This is a genomic window from Pseudomonas sp. 8 R 14 (genome assembly GCF_900005955.1).
Classification (GTDB): domain Bacteria; phylum Pseudomonadota; class Gammaproteobacteria; order Pseudomonadales; family Pseudomonadaceae; genus Aquipseudomonas; species Aquipseudomonas marginalis.
In genome coordinates this window covers 101,004-120,476 of the sequence record NZ_CVTH01000087.1, presented here as the reverse complement: position 1 = coordinate 120,476, position 19,473 = coordinate 101,004, and the positions used below count along the sequence as shown (strand labels likewise).

The 19,473-nt window shown below is 62.1% G+C and carries 18 protein-coding genes; 7 read left to right on the top strand and 11 right to left on the bottom strand.

The window, feature by feature from the left end; all coding sequences use genetic code 11:
- Positions 1-78 precede the first annotated feature (78 nt).
- Positions 79-573: a hypothetical protein gene (locus BFQ01_RS26155; protein ID WP_065927507.1), complete on the bottom strand. Its 495-nt coding sequence runs from the start codon at positions 571-573 to the stop codon at positions 79-81.
- A 194-nt stretch (positions 574-767) separates the two neighbouring features.
- Between BFQ01_RS26155 and ccoN the strand changes: the two genes are divergently transcribed.
- From ccoN to BFQ01_RS26140, 3 genes are all read left to right on the top strand, one after another.
- Positions 768-2,195: a cytochrome-c oxidase, cbb3-type subunit I gene (gene ccoN, locus BFQ01_RS26150; RefSeq protein ID WP_065927506.1), complete on the top strand. Its 1,428-nt coding sequence runs from the start codon at positions 768-770 to the stop codon at positions 2,193-2,195.
- A 1-nt stretch (position 2,196) separates the two neighbouring features.
- Entirely contained in the window at positions 2,197-2,406 is a 210-nt protein-coding gene (locus BFQ01_RS26145; protein ID WP_065927505.1) for a hypothetical protein, read from the top strand.
- Positions 2,407-2,496: 90 nt separating this feature from the next.
- Entirely contained in the window at positions 2,497-3,189 is a 693-nt protein-coding gene (locus tag BFQ01_RS26140; RefSeq protein ID WP_065927504.1) for an aspartate/glutamate racemase family protein, read from the top strand.
- On the opposite strand, the gene BFQ01_RS26135 is transcribed toward BFQ01_RS26140, so the two are convergent.
- The 6 genes from BFQ01_RS26135 to BFQ01_RS26110 all read right to left on the bottom strand — a co-directional run bounded on the left by BFQ01_RS26135 (position 3,186) and on the right by BFQ01_RS26110 (position 9,319).
- Complete coding sequence (locus tag BFQ01_RS26135) at positions 3,186-3,698, bottom strand: GNAT family N-acetyltransferase (protein ID WP_065927503.1); 513 nt, start codon at positions 3,696-3,698, stop codon at positions 3,186-3,188. The two genes, BFQ01_RS26140 and BFQ01_RS26135, sit on opposite strands and share 4 nt — an antisense overlap.
- A 61-nt stretch (positions 3,699-3,759) precedes the next feature.
- The gene (locus BFQ01_RS26130) at positions 3,760-4,824 is read right to left on the bottom strand and encodes a DUF1176 domain-containing protein (RefSeq protein ID WP_065927502.1); all 1,065 of its coding nucleotides are present in this window, start codon (positions 4,822-4,824) and stop codon (positions 3,760-3,762) included.
- A 64-nt stretch (positions 4,825-4,888) separates the two neighbouring features.
- Positions 4,889-5,608, bottom strand: a complete 720-nt coding sequence (locus BFQ01_RS26125) for a hypothetical protein (RefSeq protein WP_065927501.1) — start codon at positions 5,606-5,608, stop codon at positions 4,889-4,891.
- Positions 5,605-6,879 carry an AAA family ATPase gene (locus tag BFQ01_RS26120; RefSeq protein ID WP_065927500.1) on the bottom strand — a complete coding sequence of 425 codons (1,275 nt, stop codon included), beginning with the start codon at positions 6,877-6,879 and terminating at the stop codon, positions 5,605-5,607. The genes BFQ01_RS26125 and BFQ01_RS26120 overlap by 4 nt, the downstream gene beginning before the upstream one ends.
- A 102-nt stretch (positions 6,880-6,981) precedes the next feature.
- Positions 6,982-8,121 carry a glycerate kinase gene (locus tag BFQ01_RS26115; RefSeq protein ID WP_065927499.1) on the bottom strand — a complete coding sequence of 380 codons (1,140 nt, stop codon included), beginning with the start codon at positions 8,119-8,121 and terminating at the stop codon, positions 6,982-6,984.
- Between the two features lie 91 nt (positions 8,122-8,212).
- Positions 8,213-9,319 carry a sugar diacid recognition domain-containing protein gene (locus BFQ01_RS26110; protein ID WP_065927498.1) on the bottom strand — a complete coding sequence of 369 codons (1,107 nt, stop codon included), beginning with the start codon at positions 9,317-9,319 and terminating at the stop codon, positions 8,213-8,215.
- Between the two features lie 173 nt (positions 9,320-9,492).
- Here BFQ01_RS26110 and BFQ01_RS26105 point away from each other — a divergent pair, with 173 nt between their 5' ends.
- Positions 9,493-10,803, top strand: coding sequence for an MFS transporter (locus tag BFQ01_RS26105; RefSeq protein ID WP_065927497.1), 1,311 nt, complete (start codon positions 9,493-9,495; stop codon positions 10,801-10,803).
- 64 nt (positions 10,804-10,867) lie between these two features.
- Here BFQ01_RS26105 and BFQ01_RS26100 read toward each other — a convergent pair whose 3' ends face one another.
- Positions 10,868-11,572, bottom strand: a complete 705-nt coding sequence (locus tag BFQ01_RS26100; protein WP_065927496.1) for an SDR family oxidoreductase — start codon at positions 11,570-11,572, stop codon at positions 10,868-10,870.
- Positions 11,573-11,673: 101 nt separating this feature from the next.
- On the opposite strand from BFQ01_RS26100, the gene BFQ01_RS26095 reads away from it, so the two are divergent.
- From BFQ01_RS26095 to rarD, 3 genes are all read left to right on the top strand, one after another.
- A complete protein-coding gene (locus BFQ01_RS26095) occupies positions 11,674-12,576 on the top strand; it encodes a LysR family transcriptional regulator (protein ID WP_065927495.1) in 903 nt (300 codons plus the stop codon).
- 81 nt (positions 12,577-12,657) lie between these two features.
- Positions 12,658-13,668: an aldo/keto reductase gene (locus BFQ01_RS26090; protein ID WP_065927494.1), complete on the top strand. Its 1,011-nt coding sequence runs from the start codon at positions 12,658-12,660 to the stop codon at positions 13,666-13,668.
- Positions 13,669-14,061: 393 nt separating this feature from the next.
- Positions 14,062-14,943: an EamA family transporter RarD gene (rarD, locus tag BFQ01_RS26085; protein WP_065927790.1), complete on the top strand. Its 882-nt coding sequence runs from the start codon at positions 14,062-14,064 to the stop codon at positions 14,941-14,943.
- Here rarD and BFQ01_RS26080 read toward each other — a convergent pair.
- The 3 genes from BFQ01_RS26080 to BFQ01_RS26070 all read right to left on the bottom strand — a co-directional run bounded on the left by BFQ01_RS26080 (position 14,912) and on the right by BFQ01_RS26070 (position 19,363).
- Positions 14,912-15,694 (bottom strand): fimbrial biogenesis chaperone, encoded by a 783-nt coding sequence (locus BFQ01_RS26080; RefSeq protein ID WP_083244945.1) that lies wholly within the window; start codon positions 15,692-15,694, stop codon positions 14,912-14,914. The two genes, rarD and BFQ01_RS26080, sit on opposite strands and share 32 nt — an antisense overlap.
- Positions 15,691-16,725 (bottom strand): fimbrial protein, encoded by a 1,035-nt coding sequence (locus BFQ01_RS32500; RefSeq protein ID WP_137212303.1) that lies wholly within the window; start codon positions 16,723-16,725, stop codon positions 15,691-15,693. The genes BFQ01_RS26080 and BFQ01_RS32500 overlap by 4 nt, the downstream gene beginning before the upstream one ends.
- 64 nt (positions 16,726-16,789) lie before the next feature.
- Positions 16,790-19,363 carry a fimbria/pilus outer membrane usher protein gene (locus BFQ01_RS26070; RefSeq protein ID WP_256097782.1) on the bottom strand — a complete coding sequence of 858 codons (2,574 nt, stop codon included), beginning with the start codon at positions 19,361-19,363 and terminating at the stop codon, positions 16,790-16,792.
- Positions 19,364-19,473 lie beyond the last annotated feature (110 nt).

Genomic DNA, 19,473 nt, shown 5'->3' with positions numbered 1-19,473 from the left:
TGGGAAAAAAATGCGTATTTCCACCCAGTGTCTGACACACCGGCGTCCCCCATCGACGTTGCGCGAAGCGGGAGCCCCTCAGCCGCGTTCGCGCGGGATCAGGCTCTGCAACTGCGTAGCCAGGAAATTGGCGTCAAAGCCAAAGGTGTCCGGGTCTTTGAGGCCATTTGTTTTCTTCCACAGCCAGTCGTTTTTGTCGGCCGGCAGCACCAGCGACACACTGCCGTGGCGGGCAGCGGTCAAGCCCATCACCGACACCGAGATCAAACCGCCCACGCCCATGACTTCAGGCACGAACTCCACGGTCTTACCGGTGATCTGCACCAGCAGCTTTTCGGTCTTGAAGGTCGAGGTCTCCACCGGTACGCCCGGCCCGCTGGCGACATAGGCTTCACAGTGCACCTCCAGCAGGCCGACAGTCTTGACCGGCTCCAGCCATTGCTCGATCTGCCCGAACAGCTCGTCGAGCTTGTGCGTCCAGCGCGCCGACTGCACATCGAACTGCTGCTTCTTGTGCGCTTCGCTATCGGCGTAATGACGAAGCATCTCGCCCAGTTGCTGTACATCGTCCATTGCAGATTTCCTTGGGTGTGCCAGGTTGCGATGCCCGATCATGGCAGATGCGGCCACTCACCGTACGATTAACGCTGACAGGCCAGTGGGCGTGCTTGTCGACTGATCCGCTGTAATGAGGTTTTTCTGAGCCTGTTTTGTTTTTCCCGCGTTTCCTACAGTGCCCGCCACTTGGAACCGTGGGAGGACTAAGCATGAGCACAGCAATAACCGGGCAGGCCTATAACTATAAAGTCGTCCGCCAATTCGTGATCGCCACCCTTGTGTGGGGCGTGGTGGGTATGGCCATGGGCGTGTGGATCGCCTCGCAACTGGTCTGGCCGCAGATGAACCTGGACCTGCCCTGGACCACGTTCGGCCGGTTGCGGCCGTTGCACACCAGCCTGGTGATCTTTGGCTTCGCCGGCAGTGCGCAATTTGCCGCCAGCTACTATGCGGTGCAACGGACCTGCCAGGTGCGCCTGTTTTCCGACCGCCTCGCCGCGTTTACCTTCTGGGGCTGGCAGTCGGTGATCGTGATCATGCTGGTCAGCCTGCCCCTGGGCTACACCACCACCAAGGAATACGCCGAGATCGAGTTTTCCGGCGCGGTGTGGATGACCGTGGTGTGGGTGGCCTACGCCATTGTGTTCTTCACCACGGTGGTAAGGCGCAAGACCCGGCATATCTACGTGGGCAACTGGTTTTTCGGCGCGTTTATCCTGGTGATCGCCATGTTGCACGTGGTCAATCACCTGGCGATCCCGGTGGATTGGTTCAAGTCCTACCCGGTGTATTCCGGCGCGACCGATGCCATGGTGCAGTGGTGGTACGGGCATAACGCCGTGGGCTTTTTCCTCACCACCGGTTTCCTGGGGATGATGTATTACTTCGTACCCAAGCAGGTGGGCCGGCCGGTGTACTCCTATCGCCTGTCCATCGTGCACTTCTGGGCGCTGATCACCCTGTACATCTGGGCCGGCCCGCACCATTTGCACTACACCGCCTTGCCCGACTGGGCGCAGTCACTGGGCATGGCCATGTCGCTGATCCTGCTGGCCCCGAGCTGGGGCGGCATGATCAACGGCATGATGACCTTGTCCGGTGCCTGGCATAAGCTGCGCACCGACCCGATCCTGCGCTTCCTGGTGCTGTCCCTGGCGTTCTATGGCATGTCGACCTTCGAAGGTCCGATGATGGCGATCAAGACCGTCAACGCCCTCTCCCACTACACCGACTGGACCATCGGCCACGTACACGCCGGTGCCCTGGGCTGGGTGGCGATGATCACCTTTGGCTCGCTGTACCACATGATCCCCAAGCTGTTCGGCCGCGAGCAGATGCACAGCGTGGCGCTGATCAACCTGCACTTCTGGCTGGCAACCATCGGCACGGTGCTGTACATCGCCTCGATGTGGGTCAACGGCATCACCCAAGGCCTGATGTGGCGCGCGGTAAACGACGACGGCACCCTCACCTACTCGTTTGTCGAAGCCTTGCAGGCCAGCCATCCGGGGTTTGTGGTGCGGTTTGCGGGGGGCGTGTTTTTCCTCACGGGCATGTTGCTGATGGCCTACAACACTTGGCGCACGGTGCGGGTCGCAGACTTGAACGTGGCCCGGCTCGATGCGCGGATCGCCTGATATGTGGAGCGTGCTGATCGTGGTGTGCCTGTACGCTGCGCTGGAGTATTGCCTGCGCGGGCAGTCCGAGACGAGCCTGGACGAAGCCAGCATGTTGCCGTTCGCCGACGACCCGGAGGTGGCGCGGCGCGTGGAGCAGGCCACGGGTAAACCCATCCACGCCATTGCCGCGGAGCAACCCCGGCCGGGATGGGTCAACCTGGACATGTGAAACTGCTCCGGTCATTTGGCGGGCAACTGCGTATGACTATTCAGCGGCTGATGGGTAAGGTGAAGCGACTTTCCCTGTCAGGAGCATCGCATGCGCACCATCGGCCTTATCGGCGGCATGAGCTGGGAGTCCAGCGCCGAGTACTACCGCATCATCAACCAGCGCGTGCGCGACCAGCTCGGCCCGCTGCGCTCGGCCCAGGTGTTGATGTACAGCGTGGACTTCGGCCCGGTGGAACAGGCCCAGCACGCCGGGCGTTGGGATGACACCGCGCTGATCCTGGAAGACGCCGCGCGCCGTTTGCAGGCCGGCGGCGCCGAATGCGTGGTGTTGTGTACCAACACCATGCACTTGGTGGCGCCGCGTATCGAGGCGGCGGTGTCGATTCCCTTCCTGCATATCGCCGATGCGGCCGCTGCGGCGGCGGTGGCAGCCGGCACCCTGACCGTCGGCTTGCTCGGCACCGCGTTCACCATGGAGCAGGATTTTCTCACGTCGCGCCTGGCCGCCCAGGGCCTCACTGTGCTGGTGCCGGACGCGGAGGAGCGCCGCGCCGTGCACCGGATCATCTATGAGGAGTTGTGCGTCGGCGTGATCAGCGATGCATCACGCCAGGTTTATCTGCGGGTCATCGAGTCCCTGGCCGCACGGGGTGCCCAGGCGGTCATCCTCGGTTGCACGGAAATCAGCCTGTTGGTCAAGCCCGAACACAGCGACCTGCCGCTGCTGGACACCACCGAGCTGCATGCGCAGGCTGCGGTGGCGTTTGCGCTGGAGGGTTAAGCCGACTGGCGCAGGCGCGCCATGCTCAGGGTGTCGACAAACACCCCATCGCGCAGGGCGTAGTCACGCAAGCGCCCTTCGACCTCGAAGCCGAACTTGCGGTACAGGTGGTGCGCGGCTTCGTTGTCGGCGTACACCGTGAGTTCCACCCGGTGCAGGTTCATCCAGTTGTCGGCTACGTCCAGCGCGGCCGTCAACAGCCGCGAGCCTACGCCCTTGCCCTGCCAGGCCGTCGCCACGCCCATGCCGAACGAACCGACATGGGCCTGGCGCACGCGCAGGTACTGTTCCAGGCCCAGTTGGCCGATCACCTCGCCGCCGTGCACCGCCACCAGTTGCAGGCGCCGCTCGTTGTCGGTGACCAGGCGTTTGCGCCAGACATCCACCGACTGGAACGGCATCTGCAGCACCTGCCGGCACACGGCCGGTTCGTTATAGAGCGCCGCCACACCGTCAAGGTGGGCCTCGGTAAAGCGCTGGATCACGATATGGGGTTCAGGTGCGTGCATGGTGTTTCATCCTTTGAAAGACACGTGGCCGACCAGTGTAGAGGCCGTGCCTGCTCCCTGGCTAGGGCGCCGGCACGGTCGTCCATAACGACGGCCAGTCGCCGTAACCGACACCGGTGCAGCGCGGCATGCTATGAAATTCACTGAGCTGGAACGCCTTGCCGTCAAACACCCAGACACCACCGCCGCCACAGTCACCGATGCCACGCTGCTTGTAGAAATAACTCAAGGTGCCGGTGGCTTCGTCATAGCCCACCGAGCCTTGCAGCGCGGCGCCGTCCAACGGCAAGGGCTCAAGCGCCAGCGGCGTTTGCGCATAGGGCGCCTGACGCTGGCGGCTGGTCACGTCGAACTCACAGTTGTAGGCCGCGCAGTCGTAACGCACCACCGTCATCGCCTGTTGCGCCGTCAGCGCCCCGGCCTTTGCCTCGGGCTCACCCTCCTCCGGCGTCACGGCCTGCACTGCAGCGGCCACCAGGCCGGCCTGTTCCTGCGCGGTCAACGCCGGCGGCGCAGGAAACTTGCGCAACACCGGTGTCGGCAAACGTGGCGGCACCTCACGGGCCGGCGCTTTTCCGGGGCGTGCCAGGGCCGTCACGTTATCCACCCGCCCCTGCACCGCATCCATCAACAGCAGCGAAGCGCTCAGGCCGCTCAGCGACACATGGGCCTGTTCGTCGCCCGGCAATTGCAGGCGCTGGCCATTGCGCAAACGCTGCAACCAGCGCCGCGCCGCAGCGTCCTCGATCACGCCGTAAGACTGCACCTCGGGATCGCCGCCCTGATCGTCCAGTTCCACATGCAGATCCCGGGTCAGCTCCAGGCCCAGCGGCTGACCGTCCAACAGCAAGGTCGACAAGTCCAGCGCTTCGCCGCGGTGGTCGAAGCGCAAGCGCAGATACCCTTCGGGACCGGCCTGATGCCAGATATGTAAGGTCAGGGAGCTGTAGTCTTCTTCATCGACGCCACTGGGCGCGCTGAGGGCGTGGCAATTGCGCAGGTTGTCGCACCCGGTGACCCAGTTCTTGATTTCCCGTAGCAGCGGTACGGTTTCAGCGGGCGGTTGAGCGAAGGCCTGGGTGGCGCTGCCGGTCAGCAGCAGGGCCAGGAGTACGGGGCGCAGCATGGGGACTCTCCGTGTCGAAAAATGACGCGGATTGTCCCATGTTCACTGTTTAAGACGGTAGTACTCAGGGCCTGGCTTGGCCACGAACACGGGCTGCGTACTTTTCGAGACGCTGTGCGTGACGTTCGGCCTGTTGCTTGAGTGCCTGGCAGTATTCGGGGAGGCAATGCTGGGCATCGGGTGAGTTGACTTCGTCTGCCAGCCGCCGGGCAGCAGCGGCAGTGATCGGAGTACCACGTGGTCGCAATCGGCCTCTGACAACGGCGGCCCTATCGTTTACCAGCGTCGGGTGATTGAGCTTAAGGACCTCGACGGTGGCAACAGCGTCAGGCGTCAGACCTTCTACGTAGCCATCACTGGAATATCGAAACTGGCGCTCGACATTGGCTGACAGCGGAGAAACGAAGGGCTTTCGGGCCACGTCGTAGTCGGCTTTTTCCACGGCACCATAACCACAAGCCATTTTGGTCTGGCTGGAGGGGTAACACGCTACCAAATTGTCGTAGGCGATGCTGTCAGCCTCGTGATGCGTTTGTGCAAGGACATGCTCAATGTGGCAACTGAATTGTGTGCCCTGCCCCTTTGTTTGGCATTCGGTCGCAGTGGGCAACCGCCGCAAGGTGTACGCGCATAAATGGAACTGCTCCTTCAAGAGCGCCTGGCGAACGGGCTCGCTCGGAAAGCTGCTTCCCTTGCCGTAGTAAAGGTTATGCGGCGTATTGCGGTTTTCTCTTTTCCATTCAATCAGCGCCCGTGGCTCGGCGCCTTTTTTGATAGACCTCACGCGCCGCCCTCTTCTAGCGACCTCAGAGAGTCAATACTGGCTTGGGCTTCAAGGACATCAGGGATTTTGCCGACCTGTTCGCGCAGTTTCGCGAGTTTAGCCTGGGCGGATTCAAGATTGTCGTCGTCGAGGTCACGGTAGATTGTTCTGAGTTGCTGGCTGACGTTTTGGTTTTGGGCCAATTCCCCCATCAGTTCCTCTATGACCTCACCACTTCGAAGGCCCAGTGAGCGCTCCGGATGACCGATATACTTGCCTTCCTTGAGCAGCATCACCGCCTCAGCAGGAAGTTCACCCAATATTTGCGGGGAGTGGGTGGTAATGATGAATTGGCAGTTGGGAAATGTTCGTTCCAACTTGGCGACAACGGTGCGTTGCCAACCTGGATGAAGGTGAAGATCCAACTCGTCAATAAGGACGACACCTTTGCCCTCCAATGGGTCAGGCACTTCGCGATTTAACAATGTAAGTCTTCGAGCCAAATCGCCAACCATTGCCAACAAGCATTTCTCTCCATCCGAAAGCTGCAGGACGTTGAATTCGAGGTTACCTTTGAGAACGGTCATCCTAAGTGTTGGCTTGCGACGTACTCGAATGTCCTTGAATCCTGTGAATATTTCAATTGCTCGCCGAACTGCTGAAAGCTCATGGTCACGGAATCCTGGAAGGTCTCGACTAATTTCATTTTCGAGATCTTCCTGGTTGCGAAACCAGATGAAAAATCTTTTAAAGTCAGCGCCGCCATGACCAAGTGCGTCGTCGTAACCTTCATCGATTGTGTTCACCAAACGCTCACGAACACGTAATGGAACATCTAAAACAGCCCGATGAACGTCGTAATAAACTGCAAGAGGCAACTGAATAGGCTTGTCACCAATGAGCTCGTAGTGAAGGGCATTGATTTCAAAAGACGCAGCCGTCTCTTTCACCAAAGCCAAATCACTACTACGTTCCTTGGGGTGTTTTCCTGATTTTCGGTTAAGTGCTATTGCCCAATCGACATCGTGCTCATCTTGGAACCCGACGACAACCTTCAGTCGTGTGTATTCAGCGCCAGTCTTGATGTCATCTTTTGATATTGCTCTGGACTTCGAAGCCTGATTAACAATCCGCGCCGTCAAATTCGAAAGCGTAATCGCCAACGCATCCAGAATCGAAGACTTGCCCACCCCATTGACGCCCACCAAAGCGACAGTCTTCTTACCCTCGAAGTCGAGTTCCATGTGCTCGATGCCGCGAAAATTGACGAGAGTAAAACGCTTGATCTGCATGATCGGCTTCCAACGTGTCCGGCCAGGTCAGCCAGTCTTAAAAGAATGCACGGATCATAGTAATTATCGACAGCTGTGTCACGGCGCCGAGGGCTGCCTCTATCAGCCCCGCGCAGCCACACGCCACACCCGCGCAATATCCGCCGCGCGCTCGCGTAGCAAACGCGGTGCCTCACTGCAGGCCTGCTCCAGGCTTATCGGGCCGCTTGGCAAGGCAAACGCCGCTGCCACGCCATGGGCGTACATCTGCTCGTAGCCGTCGCCCAGGGTGCCGGCGATGACAATCACCGGTACGCCGTGTTGCCGGGCGATGCGGGCCACGCCGAAGGGGGTTTTGCCGCGCAGGGTCTGGGCGTCGAAGCGGCCTTCGCCGGTGATGACCAGGTCGGCGCCGCGTACGGCTTCGTCAAGGCCCACCAGTTCGGCAACGACTTCCACGCCCGCGCGGAACTGCGCGCCGAGGAACGCCTTGGCTGCGAAACCCAGGCCACCGGCGGCGCCGCTGCCGGGCTCGTCGCGCACGTCCTTGGGCAGGACCTTGGCGCAGTGATCGGCGAAGTGGCCGAGGGCGGCGTCCAGTTGTTGCACCTGCCCGGGGCTGGCGCCTTTTTGCGGGCCGAAAATCGCCGAGGCGCCGTGGGGGCCGCACAGTGGGTTGTTCACATCGGCGGCGATTTCAAAGCGTACCTGGGCCAGGCGCGGGTCGAGTTTTTCCAGGTTGATATGCGCCAGCCGTGACAAGGCCAGGCCTCCGGGCGGCAAGGCCTGTTCCGCAGCGTCGAACAGTTGCACGCCCAGGGCTTGCATCGCCCCCGCGCCGCCGTCGTTGGTGGCGCTGCCGCCAATTGCCAGAATGATGCGCTGGGCACCCAGGTCCAGGGCCGCGCGAATCAGCTCGCCGGTGCCGTAGGTGCTGCTGGTGCACGCATCGCGCTGGCCTGGCGCTACCAATTGCAGGCCGCTGGCTTCGGCCATTTCGATGATCGCGGTGTGGCTGTCAGCCAACCAGCCCCAACGTGCTTCAACCGTACCGCCCAGAGGGCCACATACCGCCTGGCGGCGCAATTGGCCGTTACAGGCGGCGAGCACCGCGTCCACCGTGCCTTCACCACCGTCCGCCATCGGGCACTGGATCAGCTGTGCGTCCGGCCAGACCTGCGCCAACCCTGCGGCAATGGCCTGGGCGACGCCCTCGGCACTCAGGCTGTCCTTGAACGAGTCGGGTGCGATGATGATTTTCATGGGCTTTCTCCGGTTTTTATCACGCCCATGCTGCCAGTTGGCACCGCCGCTGACGCCGGTCCGATGCACAAGTACGAGTAAGGTTTGTTGTTCATTCCGACAAAGCCTGGGGCAATAGCTGCACGCCGAGGTACAGCGCCAACATCCCATCCAGGGTCAGCGGGTCGACGCCGCTGAGTTCGGCGATGCGCTCCATGCGGTAACGCAGGCTGTTGCGGTGAATGCCGAGGGCGTCGGCACAGGCCTGGCTTTGCCCGTCGTGTTCGCACCAACTGCGCAGCGTGGCCTGGAGTTGGCCGTTGCTGTCCTTGGCCAGCACCTTGCGCAAGGGATTGAGCAGCTCGTCCAGGGCATCGTCGTTGCGATGACGCCAGAGCATCACGGGCAGGCGGTAGCGGTTGAGGGTCAACAGCCGCGAGTGCGGCAGTACATCGCGACCGTACGCCAGCAAATCGCCGACCCGGCGATAACACCGGCGCAGCCCCGCCAGCCCATCGGCCTGCCCGCCCACGGCCACACGCAGGATAGTCCAGCCCAGGCCTTCGAGTTTTTCCAACAGGCGCGGATTGTCGACGGGCACGGCGGCAGGCCGGCACCACAACAGGGAAAACTGCGCCGAGCTGACACACCAGCTGTCCGGGTAACGCGACGTCAACCAGGTACTCAAGGCCTCCGCTGATTGCCCCGCGCCCAGTTCGAACAGGTACGGCGTGCGCGCCAGCTGCGGCTTGAGGCCCAATTGCCGGGCTTCATCAATCAGGCGCGGTGAGTCGCCACCGTCGGCCAGCAACAAGGCCAATAGATCGTCGCAGCGCTGGCGTCGCCACTGTTGCTCGACCTGCTGATGCCGGTGGCTGACCAGCATCTCGGCGGTCATGCGCACCAGCTCGGCGTACGTGCGCAAGCCCTCCGGCTCGCCAGTGATGCCCAGCACGCCAATCAAGCGCTGATCGTGCATCAGCGGCAGGTTAATGCCCGGCTGCACGCCCTTGAGGTGCTTGGCGGTCTGCCCGTCGATCTCGACCACGCGGCCGTTGGCCAGTACCAGTTGCGCGCCTTCGTGGCGGGTGTTGATGCGCTCGGGTTCGCCGCTGCCGAGGATCAGGCCCTGGCTGTCCATGACGTTGACGTTATAGGGCAGGATCGCCATGGTGCGATTGACGATATCCTGCGCCAGGTCATGATCCAGCTCGAACATGCGGCCATCTCCTTGAAAGGAAGTCCTTGAAAGCGTGGTTGTTCATCGGCACAGCGCAAAGCATGCATCACTGTGCGCAAGCACAAAGACAGCACCCCGCCACGTGGCCGAGACTCGTTGGGCGATCAACGTTACCCTCGCATCGCAAAAAATCATAATAAAGAGAGATTCCCATGTCACAGAGCGCCGCTGTCACACTGGCCACCGATGACGATAAAAACGCCATCTACAAGCGCATTACCCTGCGCCTGATCCCCTTCATTTTCATCTGCTATCTGTTCAACTACCTCGACCGGGTCAACGTTGGCTTTGCCAAGTTGCAGATGCTCGATGCGCTGAAATTCAGCGAAACCGTATACGGCCTGGGCGCCGGGATCTTCTTTATCGGCTACGTGCTGTGCGGCGTGCCGAGCAACCTGGCGCTGACCAGGTTCGGTCCACGGCGCTGGATTGCCTTGATGATGATCGTCTGGGGCACACTGTCCACCTGCCTGCTGTTCGTCACCACGCCGACGCATTTCTACACCTTGCGCCTGTTTACCGGTGCGGCTGAAGCCGGCTTCTTCCCCGGTGTGGTGCTGTACCTCTCGCAGTGGTTCCCGACGTTCCGCCGTGGGCGGATCATGGCGCTGTTCATGTCGGCGATCCCGGTGTCCGGTTTGCTTGGCAGCCCGTTTTCCGGCTGGATCCTCAACCACTTCGCCGCCGGCCAGGGCGGCCTGGCGGGCTGGCAGTGGATGTTCCTGCTGCAAGGCATCCCGACCGTGATCCTCGGCGCCCTCGCCTACTTCCTGCTCAGCGACAGCTTTGCCCATGCCAAGTGGCTCAAGCCCCACGAGCGCGCCGTGCTGGAAGCCGATCAGGCCACCGACCTGGCCAACAAGCCGAAAACCACCACCGATTCACTCGCCGCAGTGTTCAAGAACCCGGCGATCTGGGCGTTCGGCCTGATCTACTTCTGCATCCAGAGTGGCGTATACGCCATCAACTTCTGGCTGCCGTCGATCATCAAGAACCTGGGCTTCAGCGATAACCTGGTGATCGGCTGGCTCAGTGCGATTCCGTATCTGCTGGCAGCGGTGTTCATGTTGCTGGTGGGCCGCTCGGCGGACTTGCGCAAGGAGCGTCGCTGGCACTTGGTGGTGCCGATGCTGATGGGCGCCATCGGCCTGGTGATCGCGGTGAATTTCGCCACCACCCCGGCCATCGCTATCCTCGGCCTGACCATCGCCACCATGGGCGCCCTCACCGGCCTGCCGATGTTCTGGCCGGTGCCGACCGCCATGCTCAGCGCAGGCGCAGCCGCTGGCGGCCTGGCGCTGATCAACTCCATGGGCCAGATGGCCGGCTTCCTCAGCCCGTATATTGTCGGTTTTGTGAAGGATGCCACCGGGTCCACGGATGTGGCGTTGTACCTGCTGGCGGCGGTGATTGTGGCGGGCAGTGTGCTGGCGTTGCGGATGACGCGGACCTTGAAGGTATAACGCGGTCCATGTGGGAGGGGCGGTGCGACGATTCGACTTGCCCCCTCCCACATTTAGCCTGCGTTTACAGCAGGCCGCCGCCGTCGATATCAATGACAGCGCCGGTCATGTAGCCATTTTCCATGGCCAGCACATACCCCGCCGCCACTTCCTCGGCCTGCCCCACGCGCCCCACCGGCAGCGCGCCACCTGCCTTGGCAAACATCGCCAGGCGCTGGTCCTCGGCCAACCCCGCATACGCCGGGGTATCAATCACGCCGGGACTCACCACGTTGACCCGACGCGGCGCCAGCTCCTTGGCCAACTGCTTGCCCAGGGCTTCAGTGGCGGCGTTGATACCGACTTTGATGAACTGCCCCGGTGCCAATTTGCGCCCCAGTTGCCCGGAGGTCAGGCTGATGCTGCCGTGCTCATCGAGGAAAGGCAGCGCGTGCTGGATCGCCCGCAAGGCGCCCCAGAGTTTCACGTTGAAGTTGTCCTGGGCCTCGCCCAGGTCGGTTTCGGCCAAGGCCTTGGCGCGCACCGCGGGGCCGGAGGTGTACACCAGATGGTCAAACCGCCCGACGGTTTCGAACAACCGTTGCAGGGACGCGGCGTCGGTGACGTCCACTGGTTCGCTGCGCAGGCCGTTATCGCGGCCCGACGATAGGCGCCGCCCCGCCAGCACCACCTGGGCACCGCGTGCGGCTGCGGCCTTGGCCACGGCTGCACCGATGCCGCTGCTGCCGCCGATGACGATGACCGTTTTGCCGTTGAGTGAGGAATTCATGGGGAAGTGTCCTGGGTCAGAAAGTGAGCGTTCATCTTCCCAGCTTGGCAATCAATGAAAAATCCCGGTAAAACGACAGGATCTTTAAGGGATTTTTACAAATGAGCTCAATCCTCGACCTCGAAGTGTTCGCACGCACCGCCGACACCGGCAGCCTGTCTGCCGCCGCACGCGGGCTCGGCCTGACCCCCGCAGCGGCCAGCATTGCCCTCAAGCGCCTGGAAACCCGCTTGGGTACCCGCCTGCTGGCACGCTCCACCCGCAGCATGCGCCTGACCGAAGAAGGCCGGCGCTACCTCGACAGCGTGCGCGAGGCCCTGGCCGCCTTGGCCGAAGGCGAGCAAGCGCTCAAGCAGCAGAGCCAGGGCCTGACCGGCTTGTTGCAGTTGGCCGCGCCCTCGGATTTCGGCCGTAATGTGGTGCTGGGCTGGCTGGATGAGTTCAAGCTGGAACACCCGCACATCCGCCTGCAACTACTGCTCAACGACAGCAATGCCGACCTGTTCCGCGACACCGTCGACATCGCCCTGCGCTTCGGCGTCCCACGGGACTCCAGCCTGGTGGCGCTGCCGGTGGTGCCCGATCACCAACGCCTGCCCTGCGCCAGCCCCGACTACCTGGCGCGCCACGGCACGCCGCGCACCCCGGCGGAGTTGGCGCAGCACAATACGCTGCGGTACATGCGCCAGGGCCGGGCCAACAGCACCTGGTACTTTCGCCAGGGCACTAGGTTGCAGGAAGTCGAAGTGACGGGCGACTACCTGAGCGATGACGGTGAAATTGTGCGGCGCTGGGCGCTGGCTGGCCACGGGATTGCCTACAAAGCCAATCTCGACATCGCCCGGGACCTCAAGGCCGGACGGCTGGTGCAACTGCTGCCGGACTGGCAAGGCGAACCCACCCCGTTCAACCTGATGTGCCCGCACCGCCTGCAAGTGTCGGAGCGGGTGAAAGTGCTGCACCGATTTCTGCAAGGGCGTTGCCAGGCCTTGCTGAGTGCATGAAGAAACGCCCGCAGGGCTTGTTCCAGAGCCTGCGACTCTGGTATTGCATAGGTCACGTCTCACAGCTGCAAGGAGCTTTGCATGATTTACCGCACATTGGGCCAGTCCGGTTTGAAGGTCAGCGCCTTGACCCTGGGCACCATGATGTTTGGCGAACAGACCCACACCGAGGACTCGCTGCGCATCATCGACAAGGCCTGGGACCAGGGCATCAATTTTATCGACACGGCGGATGTCTACACCGGCGGGCGCTCCGAGGAAATCGTCGGCGAGGCCATCGCTCGCCATCGTCAGGATTGGGTGGTGGCGTCGAAAGTCGCCATTGGCCCCACCGAGGGCCTGCCCAACCGCAGTGGCCTGAGCCGCAAGCGCATCTTCAACGCGCTGGAAGCCAGCCTCACCCGTCTCGATACCGACTACCTCGACATCTACTACCTGCACCGCGAAGATCACGACACCCCGCTGGAGGTGACGGTATCGGCCATCGGCGACCTGATTCGCCAGGGCAAGATCCGCTACTGGGGCCTGTCCAACTATCGCGGCTGGCGGATTGCCGAGGTGATCCGCGTCGCCGAACGCCTGGGCGTGGACAAACCGGTGATCAGCCAGCCGTTGTACAACATCGTCAACCGCCAGGCTGAAGTCGAACAGATCACCGCCGCTGCCGCGTACGGCCTGGGCGTCGTGCCTTACAGCCCACTGGCGCGCGGCGTGCTCAGCGGCAAGTACGCACCGGACGTGACACCCGAAGCCGGCAGCCGTGCGGCACGCCAGGACAAGCGCATCCTGGAAACCGAATGGCGCGTGGAGTCGTTGCGCATCGCCCAGCAGATCCAGCAATACACCCAGGGCCGTGGCGTGGGCATTGTCGAGTTTGCCATCGCCTGGGTGCTGAACAACGCGGCGGTGAGCTCGGCGATCGTGGGGCCGCGCACCGAGGCGCAGTGGGATGCCTACACCGGCGCGCTGGACGTGAAGATCACGGCTGAGGATGAAGCGTTCATTGATTCGTTGGTAACGCCGGGGCATTCCTCTACGCCGGGGTTCAACGATGTGGGCCATTTTGTCTCGGGCCGAGTGGCGCGCGCATAGCCTGTTTGACCAAGTAAGGGTTGCGGAGCGGGCTTACTGTGGTGAGCTGCCTTGCTGTGGTGAGCGGGCTTGCTGTGGTGAGCGGGCTTGCCCCGCGCTGGGCTGCGCAGCAGCCCTTTAAAGCCGTCGCTTTTTTCCAGGAAAACCTCGTCGCCAGTTATTGGGGCTGCTTCGCAGCCCAGCGCGGGGCAAGCCCGCTCACCACTACTACCACTACCACCACCACCACCACCACCACACCCCGACTGCCCCTACCAAGCAGACCCAGACAGCGGCAGCGAGACATTTTCCTGAAAACGCCCCAAAACAGCGCGCCCTTCCCGCTTCAAAAGCACCATAATCCCCCTGTTGAAACTCCCCTACTTGTTTGAAATCGGTTTTCGCGAGGACAGCGTGTCTAAAGGTGTTGTGTTATCGGTGTCGGCCTCGGTGTTGTTTGCCGTGATGTATTACTTCACGTCATTGCTGACGCCATTGAGCGGCCTGGAAATTTTCGGCTGGCGCATGTTGCTGACCGTACCGTGCATGACGGTGTTCATGATCGTCAGCGGCGAATGGCGGCGGGTCTGGGAATTGCTGCGAGTGCTGGCGGCCAAGCCTCGGCTGATCGGCGGTGTGGTGTTGTCGTCGGCGTTGCTGGGCGTGCAGTTGTGGTTGTTCATGTGGGCGCCGCTGAACGGGCGCAGCCTGGATGTATCGGTGGGTTACTTCCTGCTGCCGCTGACCATGGTGCTGACCGGGCGCCTGGTATGGGGCGAACAGTTGTCCTACCTGCAAAAGATCGCGGTGTTTTTTGCCGGCCTCGGGGTACTCAACGAGTTGTTCCAGGCCGGCGGGTTCTCCTGGGCGACGCTGGTGGTGATCATCGGTTACCCGCTGTATTTCATTGCGCGCAGATACCTCAAGACCGACCACCTGGGCGGACTGTGGCTGGACATGGCGCTCATGCTGCCGGTGGCCTGGTGGTTTGTGCAAAGCGGCGAACAGGGCTTTGCGGTGATGGATGCCCACCCCAAGCTGTACGGGTTGATCCCGATGCTGGGCCTGATCAGCGCCTCGGCGCTCGTGAGCTATATCATCGCCAGCCGCCTGCTGGCGTTCAGCCTGTTCGGACTGCTCAGTTATGTCGAGCCGGTGCTGTTGCTGGTGGTGGCGCTGCTGCTGGGTGAAGGCATCAAGGCCGGCGAATGGTTGACCTACATCCCGATCTGGATCGCGGTCATGGTCCTGGTGTTCGAAGGGGTCAAGCACCTGGTGCGTCAGCGCAGGGCTTGAGCGACGAACAGGCGACAGGCCGCAACAGCGCCTGATGGTGCTGAATGGCACCCTCATCGTCCAGGGTGGTGAACTGTACTTGCGTACCGGTCAGGCCCTCGTGAGGCAGCCCGGGCATCGCAATCCGTGCAGTCCCATAGGGCGCGACCATCGGCGGATCTTCGCTGCGATGCTCCACTGCGCTGAGTGTCAGTACCACCCCGGACAAGGTCACGTGATAGGGCGTGGGGTTAAGCACCTCCAACCCCGCCTCGCCTCCACCGCTTACGGACCATTGCAGCGCATGAGCCGCGTCCTGCACCTTCCCCGGCAGTTCGGCGGGCCGGAGGAAAAGCTTGATCCGCGTACGAAAGGCAAATTGCAGGACGTTGGTTTCAGCCGAGGCCTCAACGCTCGGCCTGATTGCCAGCACGTTCAGCCAGTACACCGACTCCCGGTCAGCCATCGGCTTCGGCGTTTGATAATGCATGATCCGCAAGGCGCGTCCGGTGCTTGCATTCATGCGAACGATGGGTGGCGTAATCGTGAACGGCACATCACTGTTTTCGGGCGCCGCCGCCGCATCGCCGTCATCGATCCACGCCTGCACCAGGCGCGGACTGTCAGCCTCGTTGTGCAGGTTGATCACCACCGCGCGCGCGGCGCCCGGATAGATGACACGTGTGCGGTCAATCACGATTTCACCCTGCGCGACGATCGCCTGCAGGCTCATCAGCACGCCAAGGCCCCTGCTCCACAGCGCGATGCTCATCGGTAGCTCATTGTGAAGGACGCCAACCCGTTCGCGCTGCCGGGCCGGATCGATGAGCCCGTCTGGATATAACGTGCAGTCAAAGGAATCTGCACGGTTGCATTGCCGGTTGTGCCGACCAGCCACTGGTTCGGGTTGCCAATGGTCGTGGAGTCAGCGCCGTAACGCACCAGTGTGCTCCCCCGCAGTAATTGCAGTGCGACGCCGCTGGCCACGGAGGTCGGGGTCAGGGACAACACATCGCTGCGATTGGCCGGCGTGGTCTGGTCTGTCACCGTGATAAATACGTCACGCGTAGCGCCGCTGGTGCCGCCCGCACATGACAGTGTGATGTTGCGGGTCACGCTGCCGGCGAAGCTGCCCACCCCGCGAAAGTCACGTGCAGCCACGGCCGGCATGGGCATTGCAACCGAAGGCGTGGTGACGCTGCAGGTGGGTTTGCGGGGCGCATTGATCGTGATATTGGAGAAGTTCACCGCGTAATAACCGGCGCCGCTGATGGGCGTGCCGGTGATCGTATACCGTGCAAGGTTCCTGGCGGCGATCGTGCCGCCGGTGATGGGGCCCGTGGCTACAAAATAGATACGGGTATCAAGCCCGAGGACGATGGGCCTTGCCCTGATATCTCCAACAATCAGTGTGACACCTGCCGTGTTGATAGGCATGAACGGCCGATTCGGGTCCCTCGCCATCAAGGCAAACCCGACCCCAGGTACATTGGTGGCATGCACTGGCATTGAAAGCCCGTTAGCGGAAAATGTCCGGCCCGTCGGCGGGCTATTGACCAGCGCCAGCCTGGCCTGTGCCCCAAAAGCAATGCCTGTGGTACACCGAAGCGCAGATGCTGGAGGGCTGTCAAAGCGATAGCCGCTGGCGGCCCCTATCACTTGCCCTACCTGTTGCCCGGCCGCAACGGTGATCGGGGGAATAGTAATATTCACCGACGGGCCGGGGGCGCAGATGATCGCTTGAGCTTCCAGCGCCACCATCCATCCTCCCAGCACCACGCTGACAAGCGAAAACCTAGTCATGAAAACAACACCTCTGTCATATCGGATAAGTCATGCATCGCATCAATCATGAATCGGCGCTCGCTCATGGCTGGCCTGCCACCTGGCGAGCCTGGCTCGCCACGCATACCCCTTGCATGAAGTCGGTAGTGACCTGTCGCTGGCCGGCGGTCGCCGGCGGCATGTGATAGTGGATATCGCACTGCTCGGCGATTTTGCTGCCCCACTTGACGGTCAGGCGGCCTTCCTGCGGGATGTCCCGGACGAAGGCTTTACTGGCCTGCCCCACCACACCGACCTCACGCCCTTGCCCATCGAATACCTGTGCGGCAAATGGCAGCGGGCTGCCATTCTCGCGAACGCCCTTGACCACCACTGCCCGGCCGTTGACCGTGTCGAACTTGACCAGCGATACCGCACCCGAGGTCGGTACGACGTTGCGGGTCGATTCCTGAAGCTCCACATCCAGCGACATGCCTTCCGGATCGATCTCCACCGTATTGTTCTGGAACGCCGTCAGATTGGGCACGACGGCGTATCCCTTGCTGTTGACCCGTGTACCGCCGCCGCCGCCAAGCCGGGCGCCTTCGGCTCCCGGCACATGGACCAGCGCCGAGGCTTCGCCCAGGCTTTGCGAGAACGCCACACCGTCGGCGTGCACGACTACCCCGCCGTCGGCGCCGAACGAAAGCTGCGAGCTATCGCGGCTCTGGCCATATCCGGCGCGCAGGTGGGTGGCATCGGTGCGATAACCCGCATAGGTGTTGAACTGGCTGGAGCGTGTGCCTTCACTGGTCGCACGGTGGGCGGAAACACCGTAGTTGACCTCGGCATTCTCGCCCAGGAAGCCGTTGATGCCCACCTGCTGCTGGCTGCCCCGTGTATCGCCGGTATCCCGGGACAGCGAAGTATTGATCGTCGGCGACCTCGACTCGCTCCCCAGGGGCATCGACAGTGTGAGCATGTAGCGGTTATCGATGCGCCCAGGTTGGCCGATACGCCCGAAGAACACATCGTCACTGAGCTCGCTTTGGGTCAGTTGCCGCGTGTCCTGGATCCTCGAACGTTGCGCCGAAAGGTTCCAGTTGAGCTTGTTCCAGGTCGAGCCGTAGCTGGCGGTGAATGAAACCTGGCGCCCCTCCTCACCGCCCCAATAGTCGACAGAGCTGCCGTACAGGCTCAAGGTGCCGATGCCCAGTTGCTGGCTGATGGTCAGGTCGAGCCGGCTTTTTTGCCGGGCATAGCCGTTGACATCACCGGAGCGGCTCGCGATCTCACGCACATTCAGGGCATCCGGAAGGTTCAGGTATCCCTCTGTGGAGAATCGATACGCGCCCAGCGCAAAATGCGTACCCGATGCCGGCAGGCTTTTGTTGTAGCCAAGCCCGAGGCTTTGCCCGGTCAGGCGTCCATGGTCAGGCACCGCGGTACGTGAGGTGGCGGTGTCCAGCGAAAACGCGCCGACGGGCGTATTCAACGCAACACCGACCTTTCCCTGCTCATAGCCTTTGGAAAGACTGCCGCCGCCATACACCGTCAGGTCATCGGTCAAGCCGTGTTGCAGAGTGCCTTGAAAGACGCTCGCCCCCTTGGCATCGATGCCCTTTTGCTGCACCTCACCCAGGGTGGCGCTGTATTTTGTCGTGTCGGCCCGCAGCAGTTGCGGGGCCACTGAGTACGGCACGACGAAGGTGTTCCGACGCCCGTCGACTTCGGTCACGCTGACGATCAAATCACCGCCGTAACCGGTGGCATGCAGGTCACTGATGACAAAGGGGCCAGGCGCCACCGTGGTCTCATAAATGGTGTAGCCGTTCTGGCTGACCGTGACCGTTGCATTACTGTCGGCGACACCCCGTACCTGCGGTGCATAGCCTTGCTGCGTCTGCGGGCGCATGCGGTCATCGGTGGCCAGGGTCACGCCCCGCAGGCGGACCCCGTCGACGATCTGTCCGTTGCTGAAGGTGTCTCCCAGGGTCAGTTGTGACTGCCAGGGGATGATACTGCGCTGCACATACGTGGACGTGTTCTGATAAGTCTCGAAGCCTGTGCGATTGCTCCAGGCCTGGGCGCCCTGGTGCCGCAAGCGCCAGGCGCCCAGATTGATCCCCGCATTGAGGCCCAGGTAAGTACGACCGTCACCTTCACCGGCGGTGACTGCGCTGGTGCTGAAGTTGTAATTGAGTAACCCTGCGGCAATCCCCTCATCCAGCGACTCGGGGTCAATGTAGCCACGCATGGAGCGCTTCATATAGGCCTGCGGCACGCTGGCGGCCAACTCGAGCGCACCCGGGTCGAAAGTGCTGGACGCCATCGGAATCCACTGCCCCAGGTCGCCGCAATACTGGCCGGCTGCGGCAGGGTTGCCGACCTCGCGCCCATGGGCCTCGGTATCGACTTTATCCATCGCGATACCGATCTTTTCCAACACTTCGCGACTCAAGCACGGCTGCGCACCGGCCTTTGCCTGGGCTGCGACGAACTCCACCTCCCTGCGGCCCAATGCCTGGCCGTTGACCACGATATCTACGCGGTACAGGCCGGGGCTCATCGGGTTGCCGGTGTTGAACCGTGACGTGTCGACCGACGACGCCAGGCCACTGGAGAATGCGTTCAGATCAAAGCTCAACTCAGACGCAAGCGCGGCATCGCTTGCCATCACGGCCGCACTCATCAAACCACCCAACATCATCGTGCGAGGCTGGAATGGCAAAATCGGGGCGCAACGATGCACCCTTACCTGGATGTGACTAGGCATAGTTATGACTT